We start from the raw sequence: 15,576 nt of genomic DNA, 5'->3' as shown, positions 1-15,576 counted from the left end.
GAAAGATTGCAGGTAAATTTATCTTTTAACTTTCGATTCGTCAAGAAAATTGACGTAAAGAAAAGAAATTACGATGAAACAAAAGAAGTTGCTTTCGAAAACCAGGGTTAGCTGTCTTTGCGGCGCAGTTGGTCCAAGGCCACGGCCAGCAGCAAGATGCCGCCGCGAACCATGTATTGGTAGAAGGCGTCGATATTGAGCAGGTTCATCGCGTTTTGCACCGTGCCCATGATGAGCACGCCCACCACCATGCCCGAGATGCTGGCGCGGCCACCCATCAGCGACACACCGCCCAGCACGCAGGCCGAGATCACATTGAGCTCGAAACCTTGCGCCGCATTGGGCTGGCCGCTGGTGATGCGCGCGGCCAGGATGACGCCGGCCGCCGCGGCCACCACGCCCTGGATCAGGAAGATGGTGATGCGCACGCGGGCGACGTTGATGCCGGCCAGGCGGGCGGCCTCGGGGTTGCCGCCGATGGCCAGGGTGTTGCGGCCGTAGACGGTGCGGTTGAGCAGCAGGGCAAACATGGCCACGCAGGCGATGGTGATCCAGACCGGCACCGGCAGGCCCAGCCAGAAGGCATTGCCCAGCTCAAAGAAGGCATCAGCCGAGATGCCCACGGCCTGGCCGCCCGCGGTGATGAAGGCCAGGCCGCGCACGATCTCCATGGTGGCCAGGGTGGTGATCAGGGCATTGATCTTCCAGCGCGCAATCACCACGCCATTGACCCAGCCGATCACGGCGCCGGCCGCCAGGGCCGCGGCAATGCCCAGGGCGATGCTCTCGGTCTGGTTGATCACCGTGGCGCAAAGCACGCCGGCCAGGGCCACGGTGGAGCCGATGGACAGGTCGAAGTCGCGCGAGGCGATGCAGAAGGTCATGGCGCAGGCCACCATGCCGATCTGCGAGACCGAGAGGGCCAGGCCGATCATGTTGGGCACACTGAAGAAGTACTCCACTGTCAGCGAGAGCAGGCCGAAGAGCAGGGCAAAGATCAGCAGCAGGCTGTGCTCGTCGAGCAGACGCAGCAAAGTCTTTCTCGTGTCAGGGGATGCGGAGGCGGCTGCTTGCATGGGCTCTGGCATGGGCTTGTGGGACAAAGAGTCGGTGCTCGTGTTCATCGGGGTCGATTCGGGATTCGGTGACATTCGAGATCAGGGCCTCAGGCCGCTTGCGCTTCTGGGCGGGCGCCGCCATCGGGCAGGGCCAGGGCCAGCACCCGGGCTTCGTTGGCCTCGCCGCGGGCCAGGCTGCCGGCGATGCGGCCCTGGCGCATGACCAGCACGCGGTCGGCCAGGCCCAGCACCTCGGGCAGCTCGCTGGAGACCACGACGATGGCCACGCCGCGCGCGGCCAGCTCATGCAGCACTTCGTAGATCTCGCTCTTGGCGCCGATGTCGATGCCGCGGGTGGGCTCGTCAATGATCAGCACCTTGAGCTCGCGCTCGGCCAGCCAGCGGGCCAGGATGGCTTTTTGCTGGTTGCCGCCCGAGAGCAGGCGGATCTCCTGCGCCGCGCTGGGCGTCTTGATGCGCAGGCGGGCGATGAACTCGGCCGCCACCTCGGCCTCGCGTCGGGCGTTGATCAGCAGGCCGGAGTTGTTGCGCCGACAGCTGAGGTTGATGTTCTCGGCCACCGAGCGGCAGCCAATGATGCCTTGCTCCTTGCGGTCCTCGGGGCAGAACATCAGGCCGGCGGCGATCGAGCCGGCGACCGAGTCGCCGCGCATCAGCTCGCCGTCCAGCAGCACCTGGCCGCTGCGGCGCGGGTCGGCGCCGAAGACCAGGCGCATCAGCTCGCTGCGGCCCGCGCCCATCAGGCCGAAGAAGCCGACGATCTCTCCGGCCGCCACGTCGAAGCTGGCCTGCTCAGGCAGGCTGCGGCCGCTCAGCTGCTGCACCTGCAGTCGTGGGCTGCGTGCAGCGGTTTCGTTAGCTGCCGCGCCTTGCTTTTTCCTGCCACTGCCGAACACATCCTGGATCTCGCGGCCCACCATGGCCTGCACCAGCTGATCGCGGCTGACGCCTTGCAGGCTGGCGAAGCGGCCGACCGAGCGGCCGTCGCGCAGCACGCTGGCGCCGTCGCAGAGGGCGAAGATCTCATCCAGGCGGTGCGACACATAAATCAGCACCTTGCCCTGATCGCGCAGCTCGCGCACCAGGCGGAACAGGGTTTCGGTCTCGCTGTGGGAGAGCGAGCTGGTGGGCTCGTCCAGCGCGATCACGCGCGCATCGCGCAGCACCGCCTTGCAGATCTCCACCATCTGGCGCTGGCCGATGGACAGCTCGATCATGCGGGCGTCCAGGTCGAGCGCGATGCCGATGCGGGCCAGCTGGGTACGCATCTGCGCGCGCGCCTCGGCAAAGCGCACAAAACCCCAGCGCTGCGGCAGGCGGCCCAGCCAGAGGTTTTCCAGCACCGTCATCTCGGGGATGTACTGCAGCTCCTGGTGGATGACGGCAATGCCCTGGTTCAACGCATCGGCGGCGCTCTTGAATTGCAGGGTCTCGCCGGCGAGCTGCAGGCTGCCGCCATCGGGGCGCAGCTCGCCGCCGAGGATTTTCAGCAGCGTGCTCTTGCCCGCGCCGTTCTCGCCCAGCAGGGCATGAACCTGGCCGGCCGGGATGTCGAGGTCCACGCCGCCCAGGGCGCGCACGCCGGGGAATGACTTGCTGAGCGCGCGGATGTGCAGGTCCTGCTTCATGGTGTCACAGGCCCAGGCTGGTTCGCACCTGCTTGAAATTGGCTCGGTCGGCCAGGGTGCCGCTGGTCAGGGTCAGCTTGGGCGGTTCCTTGCCGTTCTTGATCCAGTCGAACATGGCGACCGCCGTGTCATAGCCATGCTTGCGCGGGCTCAGCATCACGGTGGCGACGAAGCCCGTGGGCTCGGCCTTGGCGAACTCGTTCACAGCCGACTGGCTGCCGCCGATGCCCACGCCGATCACGCTGGCGGCCTTGAAGCCCTTGCCCTCGCTGGCCCGCACGCCGCCGAGCACGGCCTCGTCATTGGGGCCAAAGACCAGCCACTGCTTGAACTTGGGGTTCTGGGTCAGGGCCACGGTGGCAGCGTTGAAGGCGTTCTCGGTGTCGGCCTTGGGCATGGGGGCGCTGACGATGTTGGTGGCCGGCAGGCCGGCTTGGGTCAGCACGGCGCTGCTGCCATCGGTGCGCTCTTTGGCGGTGCTGAGCTGGTCGTAGGTGACGCGCAGGGCGCCGACCTCGGCCAGCTTCCAGCCGCGCTTTTGCACCTCGGCCAGCAAGGCCTCGCCGACCTGGGCGCCGATATTGCCGGCCGAGATGCCGACATGAGCGATCGCCTCGATCGGCTTGCCGGCGCCGTTGACCAGGCGGTCGTCCACGCTGATCAGCTTGAGATTGGCCTGGCGAGCCCGCGCCTGCAGGGCCGGGCCCAGCTTCACATCGGGGGCGCAGACGATCATGCCCTGGGCGCGCTGCGCGGCCAGGTTGTCGATGGCGGAGAGCAGCTTGTCGCCATCGGGTGCGGCGATCTTGATCAGGGTGAAACCTTTGTCCTTGGCGGCCTGCTCGGCATGGCGCCATTCGTCCTGGAACCAGGGCTCGTCGACCTGCTTGATGATGAAACCGATCTTGATCGGCGCAGCGGTCTCGGCGGCCAGGGCCGGAGTGATCAGCACGCTCGCAGAGAGTAGGGCGGCGCTGCCGGCCGCCAGAGCCAGGCGGCGGCAGAAGGCGCGGCGTGCTGCGGGCACTGCGGCGGCGGTGGCGGTGGCGTCAAGGCAAATCGTGGCGGTCGGTTTCATCGCATGTCTCCTCGGGGTCGGGCCAGCGGGCCCGTGGCGTCTGGATGGCTTGATTGTTGAGCGCGTGCTTCTAGCGGCGGCGCCTGCAGGCCCGGCGAGGCCGGTCGCAGGCGGGAGTTTCGTCTCTTTTGCGGCCAGCTTCTGGCACGCCCGCGGCATTGCTTCTGTTTAGTGCTTATTTCTTTCGAAACGAAACATTTAACTTTCGAAATTGTCGGCCAATTGCTGCATTAGTGGGGCAGTGCCGGCCCAGAACAAAACTTTCAGAGTGAGAATGTAGCAATAAAAATCTTTCTTTTCACCGGCATAGCAAGAATTTCTGCTAGTGGTTTCTACTGAATTTGTCTTTTTCGCAGGGATATTGCTGGTTTTCTTCGTTGACATCTTGCTTTGTGCTGCATAGAGTCTTTTCATTGCTTTCGATTTGCGCAAACAGGCGAGGGGCTCGCGGCGCAGTTGGAAGGCGCCGGCCACCCAGGGTCGGCAGCACAAATTCACCGCAATCCGGGCCGTGCCGACATGAAGGCAGGGCTCGAGGAATTGCAGGACGTCGTTGATTCAGAGGGATTCGCAGATGGTCAAGAACCGCTTACCGCAGCAGCAACAGAGGCAAGTGCGACCCACAGCGCTGCGCTCGCCGGCCCTGGCTCTGGCCATGTTCCAGGTCTGCGGTGGCCTGCTGCTGGCAGCTGCCGAGGTGGCTGCGGCCCCGCTGGGTGCGCTGCGCGAGATTCAGGCTGTGCCGGCCTCGGCCACGCCTGCACCGGGTGAGGGCGCTCAGCAATGGGACCTGCGCACCGACAGCAAGATGCGTCTGCGCATCAGCCTGCTCAAGCCCGATGTGCTGCGCCTCTGGGCCGGTGCCAAGGATCAGCTGCCGCCAGCCACGGACAAGGCCGCGCCCATCGTTATCGAGACCGTCAACCAAGCAGTGGCGCACAGCTGGAGCGATCAGGGCGACCATCACCTGCTCAAGACCGAGGCCCTGGCCCTGCGCGTTTACAAGAAGCCCTTGCGCCTGGCGCTGTACAAGGCCGACAACCGCAGCCTGCTCTGGCAGGAAACCCAAAGCCTGGACATTGCCGACAAGCTCAGCGTGCAAACTTTGAGCAGCCAGAAGGACGAGCGTTTCTTCGGTGGTGGCCAGCAGAATGGCCGTTATGAGTTCAAGGGCAAGCAGCTTGAGGTTTCGTACTCGGGCGGCTGGGAAGAGGGCGATCGGCCCAGCCCCGCGCCTTTCCTGATGAGCTCGCGCGGCTGGGGCATGTTGCGCAACACCTGGAGCGATGGCAGCTATGACCTGCGCTCGCCCGAGCAGATCTCGCTGCAGCACCAGGAGGGGCGCTTCGACGCCTTTTTCTTCGTCGGCCCGAGCATTCGCGAGGTGCTGGCCCGCTACACCGAGCTGACCGGCCGCGCCCGCCTGTTGCCGCGCTGGGCCTATGAGTACGGTGATGCCGACTGCTACAACGACGGCGACAACGTCAAAAAGCCCGGCACCGTGCCCAAGGGCTGGAGCGACGGCCCGACCGGCAAGACACCCGATGTGCTGAACTCGGTGGCCCGCAAATACCGCGAGCACGACATGCCCGGCGGCTGGATCCTGCCCAACGACGGCTATGGCTGCGGCTACACCGACCTGCCCGATGTTGTGAAGGGCCTGGCCGATCTGGGCTTCCGCACCGGCTTGTGGACCGAGAACGGCGTGGACAAGATCAAGTGGGAAGTCGGCACGGCCGGCAGCCGCGCGCAGAAGCTGGACGTGGCCTGGACCGGCCAGGGCTACCAGTTCGCCATGGACGCCAACCAGTCTGCTTTCAAGGGCATTCTCGACAACTCCGACGCACGGCCCTTCTTGTGGACCGTGATGGGCTGGGCCGGCATCCAGCGCTACGCCGTGACCTGGACCGGCGATCAGAGCAGCAGCTGGGACTACATCCGCTGGCACATTCCGACCCTGGTCGGCTCCGGCCTCTCGGGCCAGGTCTATGCCACCGGCGACGTGGACGCCATCTTCGGCGGCAGCCCCGAGACTTACACCCGCGACCTGCAGTGGAAGACCTTCACGCCGGTGCTGATGGGTATGAGCGGCTGGGCCGAGGCCGCGCGCAAGCACCCTTGGGCCTACGAGGAACCCTACCGCAGCATCAATCGCAAGTACCTGAAGCTCAAGATGCGGCTGATGCCATATATGTACACCCTGGCCCATGAGGCCGAGGTGAGCGGCGCGCCCCTGGTGCGCGGCCTGATGTGGGACCACCCGCAAGACCCGGCCGCCTACACCGAGGCGCACAAATACCAGTTCCTGCTCGGCCGCGATCTGCTGGTGGCGCCGGTCTACCGCAGCCAGGCCGCCTCGGGCGGCTGGCGCAAGAACATCCACCTGCCGCAAGGCCATTGGTTCGACTACTGGGACGGCCGCAGCGTGCGCGCGCCTGAGGCCGGCCGCACGATCGACCTGCAAGTCAGCCTGGACAAGCTGCCCGTCTTCGTGCGTGGCGGCGCCATCCTGCCGCTCTACCCGGAAAGTCTGTACGACGGCGAAAAGCCCAAGGACGAGCTGGGCCTGGACCTCTATCCCCTCGGTGAATCGAGCTTCACCCTGTACGAGGACGATGGACTGACCCGCCAGTACCGCGAGCAGGGCAAGAGCAGCCGTCAGCTGATCCGCATGAGCGCGCCAACGGACGGCGCCGGCGATGTGCGCGTGCAGGTCGGCGCGGTCGAGGGCGAGTACGCCGGACAGCTGGCGCAGCGCCGCCTGGCCCTGAGCGTGCACACCCGGGTCAAGCCGGCATCCGTGGAGTTGGGCGGTCAGCTTCTGCCCGAGCTGGCCGATGCCCAGGCCTTGCAGGCGGCCAGCCAGGGCTGGTTCTTCGATGCGGCCGACCGCTTCGGCACCGTGCAGATCAAGACCGGCCCGCGCTCCATCCGCCAGCCGGCCAGCTTCCTGTTGAAGATCGCTGCGGGCAGCGTGCTGGCCGGTAGCGAGGATTTCCCGGCCGCCCCGGTGCTGGGCCGCCAGGTGCCGGTGGACAGCCTGACCGTGGTCAACCGCCCGGCCGAAGAGCCTGGGCACAACATCGAGCGTGCGTTCGACGGCAAGCCCGAGACCTGGTTCCGCAGCACCCGCAACCAGGCCATGAAGGCCGGGCCGCATGAGTGGGTGCTGGGCCTGGGTGAGCGCCGCCTGATCGACGGCATCGAGATCGCGCCGCGCAATGACAAGAACTGGAAGTACGGCCAGGTTCGCGACTTCGAGGTCTACATGGGCGACAACAACGGCGACTGGGGCGCCCCGGTGCTGGCCGGCCGCCTGCCGCTGAAAGAAGGCCTGCAGACCATCACCTTCCCCAAGCCGGCCGCCGGCCGCCTGCTGCGCTTCCGGGTGTTGAGCACGCACAACGCCACGGCCGATGCACCTGCTGCGCTGGACCCCATGGTCACGGCGGTGGCTGACAAGCCTGGTGCCGTGCCGGCCAAGGCCTTCAATGCTCTGGTGCCCAGCGAGGTCGAGCCCATCGCCCTGTCGGAGTTCCATGTGCTCGAACACCGCGCGGCTGAAGGTGCCGCCGAGCAGCAGCGTTACCTCTCCGAGCTGCCGGCCCTCGGCGCGGCGCGCCGTGACCGGCCAGCCAGCGCCGCCCCGCAGATGCGCATGAACGGCCTGCAGTTCCACAAAGGCCTGGGCGTGGGCGCCAGCAGCCGACTGGACTTCAGCCTCAGCGGCAACTGGAACTTGTTCCGCGCCGACCTCGGCGTCGACGACAGCTGCCGCAGCTTCGGCGGCCTACAGTTCCAGGTTTGGGGTGATGGCCGTCTGCTCTACGACAGCGGCCTGGTCCAGGCGCCGGCCGTGGTCAAGCCCGAACTCGATGTGCGCGGTCTGCAGCGCTTGAGCCTGCGCACCCTGGGCGCCACCGGCAGCCAGGCCCACAAGGTCTGCGCCAACTGGGCCAATGCCTCACTGCTGGGACTGGCCGGCGCCACGGTGAAGCACGAGGCCGCGCTGCCGCAGCCGCAAGCTGGAACTTCTGCCCCGCGCTGACGACCCAGCCAGCTCCCCGATCTTTTCCCCCCTCACTGAACCCCCATTCGTTGGCAAGAACAGGCCAGCCGCGTCGCGGCGTGCCCAAACCCTGGAGATGAGACGATGAAACGTACGAGTAAATTGGTGGCCGTCCTGGCCGCAGCCGGCCTGGCCTCCTGGGCCCAGGCCCAGACCGCGAGCCCGAATAGCAAAGACGCTGGCGAGAAGCTGGACCGCGTCGAGGTGACCGGCTCCAGCATCAAGCGCATCAATGCGGAGACCGCCTCACCGGTGCAGGTGATCGACGCCAAGCAGATCGAAAACATGGGCGCCAAGACCCTGCAGCAGGTGCTGGAAAATCTGCCCGCCAATATGCCGGCTCTGCAGGACTTCCGCTCCATGTTCACCGGCACCGACGGCGCCTCGCAGGCCAATTTGCGCGGCCTTGGCGCGCAAGGCACGCTGATGCTGCTGAATGGCCGCCGCCTGTCTTTCTACGGCGCGCCGGACGGCTTCCAGACCCAGTTCGTCAACATCGACACGATTCCCGCCGCCGCCATCGAGCGCATGGAAATCCTGACCGATGGTGCCTCCGCCATCTATGGCTCGGACGCCGTGGCCGGCGTGATCAATGTGATCACCAAGAAAGAGTTCAGCGGCTTGCAGCTGAGCGCCAACACCGAAAGCTCGCAGCGCATCAAGGCCTATGGCCAGCATTCGGCCAGCGCCATGTTTGGCTTCGGTGATCTGGCGCGCGACAAGTTCAACGTCTACGGCTCGGTCAACCTCTACCAGCGCGACACCGTGTCCCCGCAAGACACCCTGGACAAGCGCCCGGCCGGCTACTACATCGACAACCCGAACTACATCAAGAACTTCCGCATCAGCGATGGCAGCACGCCCGGTGTGCTCAATCCCGGCACCCAGTTCGTGTTCGACAGCAAGAACGCTCGCTCCAGCATGGCCGTGCCTGGCTGCACCAGCATCGTCGTCACCGGTGCCAACAGCAGCTGCGCGATCAACAACTTGCCCTATCAGCTGGCCGTGGTTGGCAAATCGGACCGCGCCACCTTGTTCCTGAACGGGGTCTACGCCCCCAGTGCCGATATGGAGTTTTTCGGCCAGGCCAACTACACCCAGATCGAGCTGAGCTCGATCAACCGCCCGGCCTTCTTTAACAGCGGCTCGACCAGCAACTGGTTCTCGCGCGACACCGGCACCACGCTGAACACTTTCACCCAGCCTTTCTTGGGCCCGAACAACGTCTACAACAAGCTGACGCCCGAGCTCAAGGCCAAGATGGGCGGCGCCGCTGGCCTGACCTATTACCTGCTGGACGATCTGAATCACATCGGCCAGAAGAATGAGGACAAGAGCTACCGCGTGCTGGGCGGTGTGCGCGGCAGCTTCGGTGCCTGGGACTACGAGTCGGCCCTCAGCCTGGCCGGCAGCCACTCGACCCTCTACCAGACCATCAACACCAGCAAGAAGGGCTTCGAGAAAGCCTTTGGCCCCTACACCTACGATCCGGTCACCAAGCGCACCTACATCGCCGACAACCCGGCCTACAAGTTCGGCGTGAACAGCGACAGCAACGCGGCCCTGCTGCGCGAGGCCTTCCCGACTTTCGACATCCAGTCCTGGACCAAGCTGGCCACCTGGGACGGCAAGATCGAAGGCGAGGTCGCCCGGCTCGAGGCTGGCGCCGTGCGCGCGGCCTTCGGCGCTCAGCTGATGCGCGAGGAGTTCTACACGCCGGGCAATCCGGCTGCCGCAGCCGGCGACATCACCCAGCAGGGCGGTTCCTGGTTCAAGGGCGAACGCAATGTGGCTGCCCTGTTCAGCGAAGCCATCGTGCCGCTGAGCAAGGACCTGGAAATGGACGCAGCTGTGCGTCTGGACAAGTACCCCAACTTCGCGGCCAATCTGGCGCCCAAGATCGGCCTGAAGTACCGCGCCACGCCGGAACTGATGCTGCGCGGCACCTACTCTGAAGGCTTCCGCGCGCCCAATCTGGCCGAATCCGGCAACGGCGGCGTCTATGCCCAGACCGTGGTGCGCGACGAGCTGCGCTGCACGCAGACCGATGCGATCGCCAACCTGCTGAAGAAGTCGGCCGTGGCCTCTGAGCGCGAGCGCGGCACCCAGCTCTTCAACAGCAACTGCAGCACCGTGGTGGGCGGTATGACCCCGCCGAACAAGGACCTGCAGCCTGAGAAGGCCAAGATCTCGACTCTGGGGCTCGTGCTGCAGCCGCACAAGGACTTCAATGTCTCGGCCGACTACTTCTTCGTCTATCGCCGCAACGAGATCGTGCGTGAAGACTTCACCCGTTTGTTCAAGGACGCGGTCGAGAAGTACGGCCCGGGCCTGGAAGGCGCACCCAATGCCCAGCGCGTGCCGCTGTCAGACGGTGACAAGTCGGTGATGGCGGAAGTTGCCGCGATGTGCGCCAACCCCGCCAATGCGGCGGCTTGCGCGGCCGGCGTGCCCAAGTACACGGTGGGCAATCTGGCCGGGTTGGTTAACAAGTACTTGAACCGCGGCCGCACCCTGGTGGACGGCTTCGACTTCGATGCCCAGGGCCGCTTCAGCCTGGGTGACTATGGCCGACTGGGCCTGGGGCTGAAGACCACCATCATGAACCGCACCATCTACAACTACGAGGACGGTGAAGGCTGGTCGGGCAACTACATCGGCCTGCACAGCAACCCCAAGGTCACGGCCACGCTGAACGCCGACTGGAAGTACCGCGACTTCACGACCAGTGTGTTCGTCAACTACACCGGCACCCGCAAATGGGCCGACTACCCAGGTGATGAGACTTACACGCCGGAAGCTTGCGAGACCAAGGGTGGCGCCCTGACGGCGGACGATTGCCGCCGCGGCATCCCGTCTTATTCGACGGTCAATTTGTCGCTGAACTGGACCCCAGTCAAGCATTTGGATCTGGGCCTGAACGTCAAGAACCTGTTCAACCGACAGCCCTACTACGACCCCAATGGCTGGGAGGGCTATGACCACCGCTACAACATCTTCGGTCGTGTCTTGAGCGTGTCGGCCAGCTACAAGTTCTGGTGATGTCGTGCGGCCAGGGCTTCGGCCCTGGCCAAGGGCAGCGTCTCCCTTTACTTCCCCGCCACACCTCACGCAGGAGTTCCCCATGTCGGATCACCGCAGTCTCCGTGCCATGCGCATCAGCGCCGTGGCCCAGGCCCTGGCTCTGGCCTTTGGCGCCGCATCGCTCAATCTGGCGCTGGCGCCGGCCGTGCGGGCGCAGTCCAATGCCACCAGCACGATTTACGGACAGCTGCCGCCCGGCGAGGGCCTCAGCGTGCTCTTGAAGAATCTGGCCACCGGCGTGCAGCGCACGCTGCAGCCCGATGCCAACGGCCGCTTCCAGGCCAGCTCCATGCCGCCGGGGCGCTACCAGGTGCAGTTGCTGCGCGGCAGTGCGGTGGAGAAGAGTCAGGAGGTCGAGGCCTTGGTGGGGCAGGGCGTGGAGGCGAACTTCGTCACCATCAACAGCCTGGACACCGTGCGCGTCAGCGGCGGCGTCAAGCGCATCGATGTCTCCAACACCAACAACGGCGTGACCTTCACCGCGCGTGAGCTGGCCAAGCTGCCGATTGCCCAGGACATCGGCGCCATCGTGCAACTGGCACCGGGCACCTACAAGAACACCAACAGTGCCTATGGCAGCGCGCCCAGCATCGGTGGCTCGGGTGCGTCGGAGAATTCCTTCTACATCAACGGCTTTCCGGTCACCAATCTGCTGACCCAGGTGGGTGCCTCCGAGCTGCCGTTTGGCGCCATCGCCAATGCCCAGGTGCTCAGCGGCGGCTACAGCTCGGAGTTCGGCCGCTCGACCGGCGGTGTGGTCAACATCACGACCAAGAGCGGCAGCAATCAATGGGAAGTGGGCGGCAAGCTGACCGTGGTGCCGGCCTCCTGGCGCGCCAAGCAGGACGCGAGCTACTACCCCAACACCGGGGCCAACCCGCTGACCGACGGCAAGCTGATTTCCGAGAACCTCAGCAACTCCAAGACCCAGACCTATGGCCTCTACGCCGGTGGCCCGCTGATCAAAGACCAGCTCTTCATGTTCGCCGCGCTGGAGCAGACCACCAGCGAGAGCAGCAGCGTCGCAGCGGCCAACGGCCAGACCTTCAGCAAGACCGGCTACAGCGAATCGGAAAGCCAGGTGCGCCGCTACCTGCTGAAGCTGGACTACCACCTGAACGACAACCATCACTTCGAGTACACCCGCATCGGCGACCGCACGCGTGGCGAGAGCAAGGCCTTTGGCTACGACTACGCCGCCAATCGGAGCGACGGCATCCAGTCCGGCGGCTCGCTGAGCATCAACTGCTGCGGCGCCGGCAGTGCGCCGGGTGCCGAGGTCGATGTGCTCAAGTACACCGGCTATCTGAACGACGATGTGACGGTGACGGCGCTCTACGGCGAGTCCAAGACGACCCATTCGCTGACGCCCTTCGGCTACAAGCCCGGCATCTACCAGACCAGCTCCTCGGTCGCCACGCGTGTGCCGGGCCTGATCTACCCGGCCGGCCAAACCACAGGCGGCGATCTGCCCGCGCCTGGCTCGGGCGATGGCCAGAAGGTGCTGCGCCTGGACGCCGAGTACCGCCTGGGCAAGCATTCGCTGCGCGCCGGCATCGACCATATCAAGGTCGAATCCGTGGTGGGCAAGAGCCAGGCCGGCGGCGGCCTGTGGAGCTATCGCAAGATGAGCGACCCCAACACCAAACCCTTCAAGGCTTTCGAGTCGCCGCTGCAAGGCGGCGGCTTCGGTGCCCAGGGCTTTTATGTCAGCGAGGTGATCAGTTACTCGATCGCCACGCCAACCAGCACCCAGAGCGCCCAGTACATCCAGGACCGCTACCAGGTGACCAAGGACATCTTGCTGGACCTGGGCCTGCGCAACGAACAGTTCACCAACAACAACAGCGAGGGCAAGCCTTTCATCTCGCAAAAGCGCATGCTGGCGCCGCGCCTGGGCGCCACCTGGGACTTCAACGGCGACGGCTCGACCAAGCTCTTCGCCCATGCCGGCCGCTACCACCTGCCGGTGCCCTCCAATCTGTCCAGCAATCTGGCCAGCCCCTTCCGCAGCACTGACAAGTTCTACACCTACACCGGCGTGGACCCGAGCACCGGCGCGCCCACGGGCCTGCATGCCATCTCGGACGTGGTCTCGGCCAACAATGCCTTCGGCCAGAGCAAGGACCCGCGCACCATCGTCGCCATCGACTTGAAGCCGCTCTACCAGGACGAGCTGGCCCTGGGCTTCGAGAAGTCGCTGAGCAAGGAGCTGGTGGTGGGCGGTTCGCTCAACTACCGCACCCTGCGCAGCACCAACGACGACACCTGCGACCAGCGCCCCATCGACGCCTGGGGCGAGGCCAAGGGCGTGGACACCAGCCACTACGGTTTCCCCTGCGCCGTCATCAACCCCGGCGAGGCGAACAGCCTGTGGCTGGACCTGGCCGGCGACGGCAAGCTGACGCGCGTGGACATTTCGGCCGAGGCCTGGGGCAACCCCAAGGTCAAGCGCAACTACCTGGCCCTGAACCTGTTCGCTGAGCACCCCATGCGCGATGGCTGGTACGGCCGCGTCAACTACACCTGGTCGCGCAGCAAGGGCAATGCCGAGGGTCAGATCGATTCCATCGGCGGTGGTGATGTGGCCCTGACCGTGGGCACCGACCTGAAGGAGCTGATGCTCAATTCCTACGGCTACCTGCCCAATGACCACACGCACTCCATCCGTGCCTACGGCCTGTACCAGCTGACGCCCGAGTGGACCGTGGGCGGCAATCTGAACCTGACTTCGGGCCGACCCAAGAACTGCAAGGGCAATGTGCCCGAGTCGGTGGTGGAAGACCAAGGCTATGGCGCCAGCTACTTCTTCTGCGATGGCAAGCCGGCGCCGCGCGGCAGCTTCGGCCGCACGCCCTGGACCACGCAGCTGGATCTGAACCTGGCCTACAGCCCTAGCTTCGTCAAGGGCCTCACCGCCAAGTTCCTGCTGCTCAATGTGCTGAACAAGAAGACCGCCGCCTCGTACAACGAAATTCGCGAGGAAGACGATCACATCAGCCCGCATTACCAGGAAGTCACCAGCCGCATGTCGCCGCGCTCGGCCCGTTTGACCGTGGAATACAACCACGCCTTCTGAGTCCGGCGCCAGCGCTTTCAACCTCTTTTCTTTTCTTGCGAGAACTGCCATGTCTGACTCTGGATCTGTGTTCCGCCATGCCTTGTTGCTGGCGGCCTTGCTGGGCCTGAGTGCCTGCGGTGGCGCGGCCTCGCTGGCGGAGGAGCCCAGCCTCGCCCGCGCTGCCGCCGACGCTGCCGATTCAGCCCCCAGCAGCCTGCGCGCGCAGGCGGCTGCCCGGGGCGAAGGCGTCGCAGCCGCCGGCGCAACTGCCGCCAAGCCAGGCCCCGCCCGCGTGGCCCTGGCCGGCAATGCCTTCATCACCAGCGCAGCGCCCGATGCGCCCGAGTGGATCTCTTACAACGAAGGCCTGATGGACTGGAGCGATGCCCGCACCGTCATCAGCAGCTGGGTGCGCGTGGCCCAGCCCGGCAAGTTCAATATCAGCCTCAAGGGCACGGTGCCGCCCGGCAGCGTCAGCCAGGTGCGCGTCTCTGCCCTGGGCAAGAAGTTCAATCTGCGCCTGACGCCCACGGCCGGCCCCTTCACCACCCAGGCCACGGTCGATGTGCCGCAGGCCGGCTATGTGCGCATCGATGTGCAGGGCCTGAGCCGCACCGGCGCCGAGTTCGCGCAGCTGCAGGCCATCGAGCTGACGGGCACGGCTGCGGCCGGCTTGGTGTTTGCCAATGTCGAGGCCGATTGGGGCTACTACTGGTCACGCCGCGGCCCCTCGGTGCACATGAGCTACAGCGCGCCGGCCAACACCGAGTACCTCTACAACGAGCTGACCATTCCGGTGGGCGAAGACGCTGTCGGGTCTTACTTCATGGCCAATGGCTTTGGCGAGGGCTACTTCGGCATCCAGGTGAAGGAAGAAGAACGCTGGGTGCTGTTCTCGGTTTGGGATGCCGACAGCGGCAAGACCACCTTGGTGAACAAAGGTCCCGAGGTCGTCAGCAACGAGTTCGGCGGCGAGGGCACGGGCGGCCAGAGCTATCTGGTCTACCCCTGGAAGGCCGGCACCACCTATCCCTTCATCACCCGGGTGCGCCCGGACGGCCAGGGCAACACCTTGTATTCCTCCTGGTTCTACGCGGTGGAGCAGGGGCAGTGGCGCTTCATCGCCACCTGGAAGCGGCCCAACACCAACACCTGGCTGACCGGCCCCTATTCCTTCTGCGAGAACTTCATCGACACCAACGGCTTCGCTGGCCGCAAGATGCTGATGGGCCAGCAATGGGCCGTCAACAAGAGCGGCGCCTGGACCGAGCTGAACAAGGGCTGGTTCACCGTCGACCCGACCGGCGGCACCCGCCAGCGCCTGGACTTTGCCGGCGGTGTCGACGCCAGCGGCCAGTTCTATCTGCGCAACGGCGGCTTCTTCAACGAGACCGTGCCGGCCAACCAGAGCTTCACCCGCCCGTTGACCGGCAAGAAGCCGAACGTGGATTTGAGCGCCTTGCCTTGATCGGCAGGCCGCTTCGCGCCCGGGCTTTCGCGCTCGGGTGCGCGGCGCCACAATGCGCCGGCGCCGTCTGCTGAAGTTCAAGCTCGCAGTTTTTCGTCCTTTCCCCCTT

General features: G+C 65.4%; 7 protein-coding genes. 4 read left to right on the top strand and 3 right to left on the bottom strand.

Features of this window, described 5'->3' with window-relative positions; translation table 11 throughout:
* Positions 1-107: 107 nt before the first annotated feature.
* The 3 genes from araH to LNV23_RS12505 form a co-directional block, all read right to left on the bottom strand.
* Positions 108-1,076 carry an L-arabinose ABC transporter permease AraH gene (araH, locus tag LNV23_RS12515; RefSeq protein WP_263563355.1) on the bottom strand — a complete coding sequence of 323 codons (969 nt, stop codon included), beginning with the start codon at positions 1,074-1,076 and terminating at the stop codon, positions 108-110.
* A gap of 89 nt (positions 1,077-1,165) precedes the next feature.
* Positions 1,166-2,707 (bottom strand): L-arabinose ABC transporter ATP-binding protein AraG, encoded by a 1,542-nt coding sequence (gene araG, locus LNV23_RS12510; protein ID WP_263563272.1) that lies wholly within the window; start codon positions 2,705-2,707, stop codon positions 1,166-1,168.
* A 4-nt stretch (positions 2,708-2,711) separates the two neighbouring features.
* Positions 2,712-3,785: an arabinose ABC transporter substrate-binding protein gene (locus LNV23_RS12505; RefSeq protein WP_263563271.1), complete on the bottom strand. Its 1,074-nt coding sequence runs from the start codon at positions 3,783-3,785 to the stop codon at positions 2,712-2,714.
* Between the two features lie 574 nt (positions 3,786-4,359).
* Between LNV23_RS12505 and LNV23_RS12500 the strand changes: the two genes are divergently transcribed.
* The 4 genes from LNV23_RS12500 to LNV23_RS12485 all read left to right on the top strand — a co-directional run bounded on the left by LNV23_RS12500 (position 4,360) and on the right by LNV23_RS12485 (position 15,467).
* Positions 4,360-7,833: a TIM-barrel domain-containing protein gene (locus tag LNV23_RS12500; protein WP_263563270.1), complete on the top strand. Its 3,474-nt coding sequence runs from the start codon at positions 4,360-4,362 to the stop codon at positions 7,831-7,833.
* 105 nt (positions 7,834-7,938) lie between these two features.
* A complete protein-coding gene (locus LNV23_RS12495) occupies positions 7,939-10,896 on the top strand; it encodes a TonB-dependent receptor plug domain-containing protein (RefSeq protein WP_263563269.1) in 2,958 nt (985 codons plus the stop codon).
* Positions 10,897-10,978: 82 nt separating this feature from the next.
* Positions 10,979-14,017 carry a TonB-dependent receptor gene (locus LNV23_RS12490; RefSeq protein WP_263563268.1) on the top strand — a complete coding sequence of 1,013 codons (3,039 nt, stop codon included), beginning with the start codon at positions 10,979-10,981 and terminating at the stop codon, positions 14,015-14,017.
* Between the two features lie 49 nt (positions 14,018-14,066).
* Positions 14,067-15,467 (top strand): DUF3472 domain-containing protein, encoded by a 1,401-nt coding sequence (locus LNV23_RS12485; protein WP_263563267.1) that lies wholly within the window; start codon positions 14,067-14,069, stop codon positions 15,465-15,467.
* Positions 15,468-15,576: the final 109 nt, after the last annotated feature.

This window comes from Kinneretia sp. DJ1R-11 (assembly GCF_025717595.1).
Taxonomy (GTDB): domain Bacteria; phylum Pseudomonadota; class Gammaproteobacteria; order Burkholderiales; family Burkholderiaceae_C; genus Paucibacter_A.
This window is presented reverse-complemented; position numbering and strand designations above follow the sequence as displayed.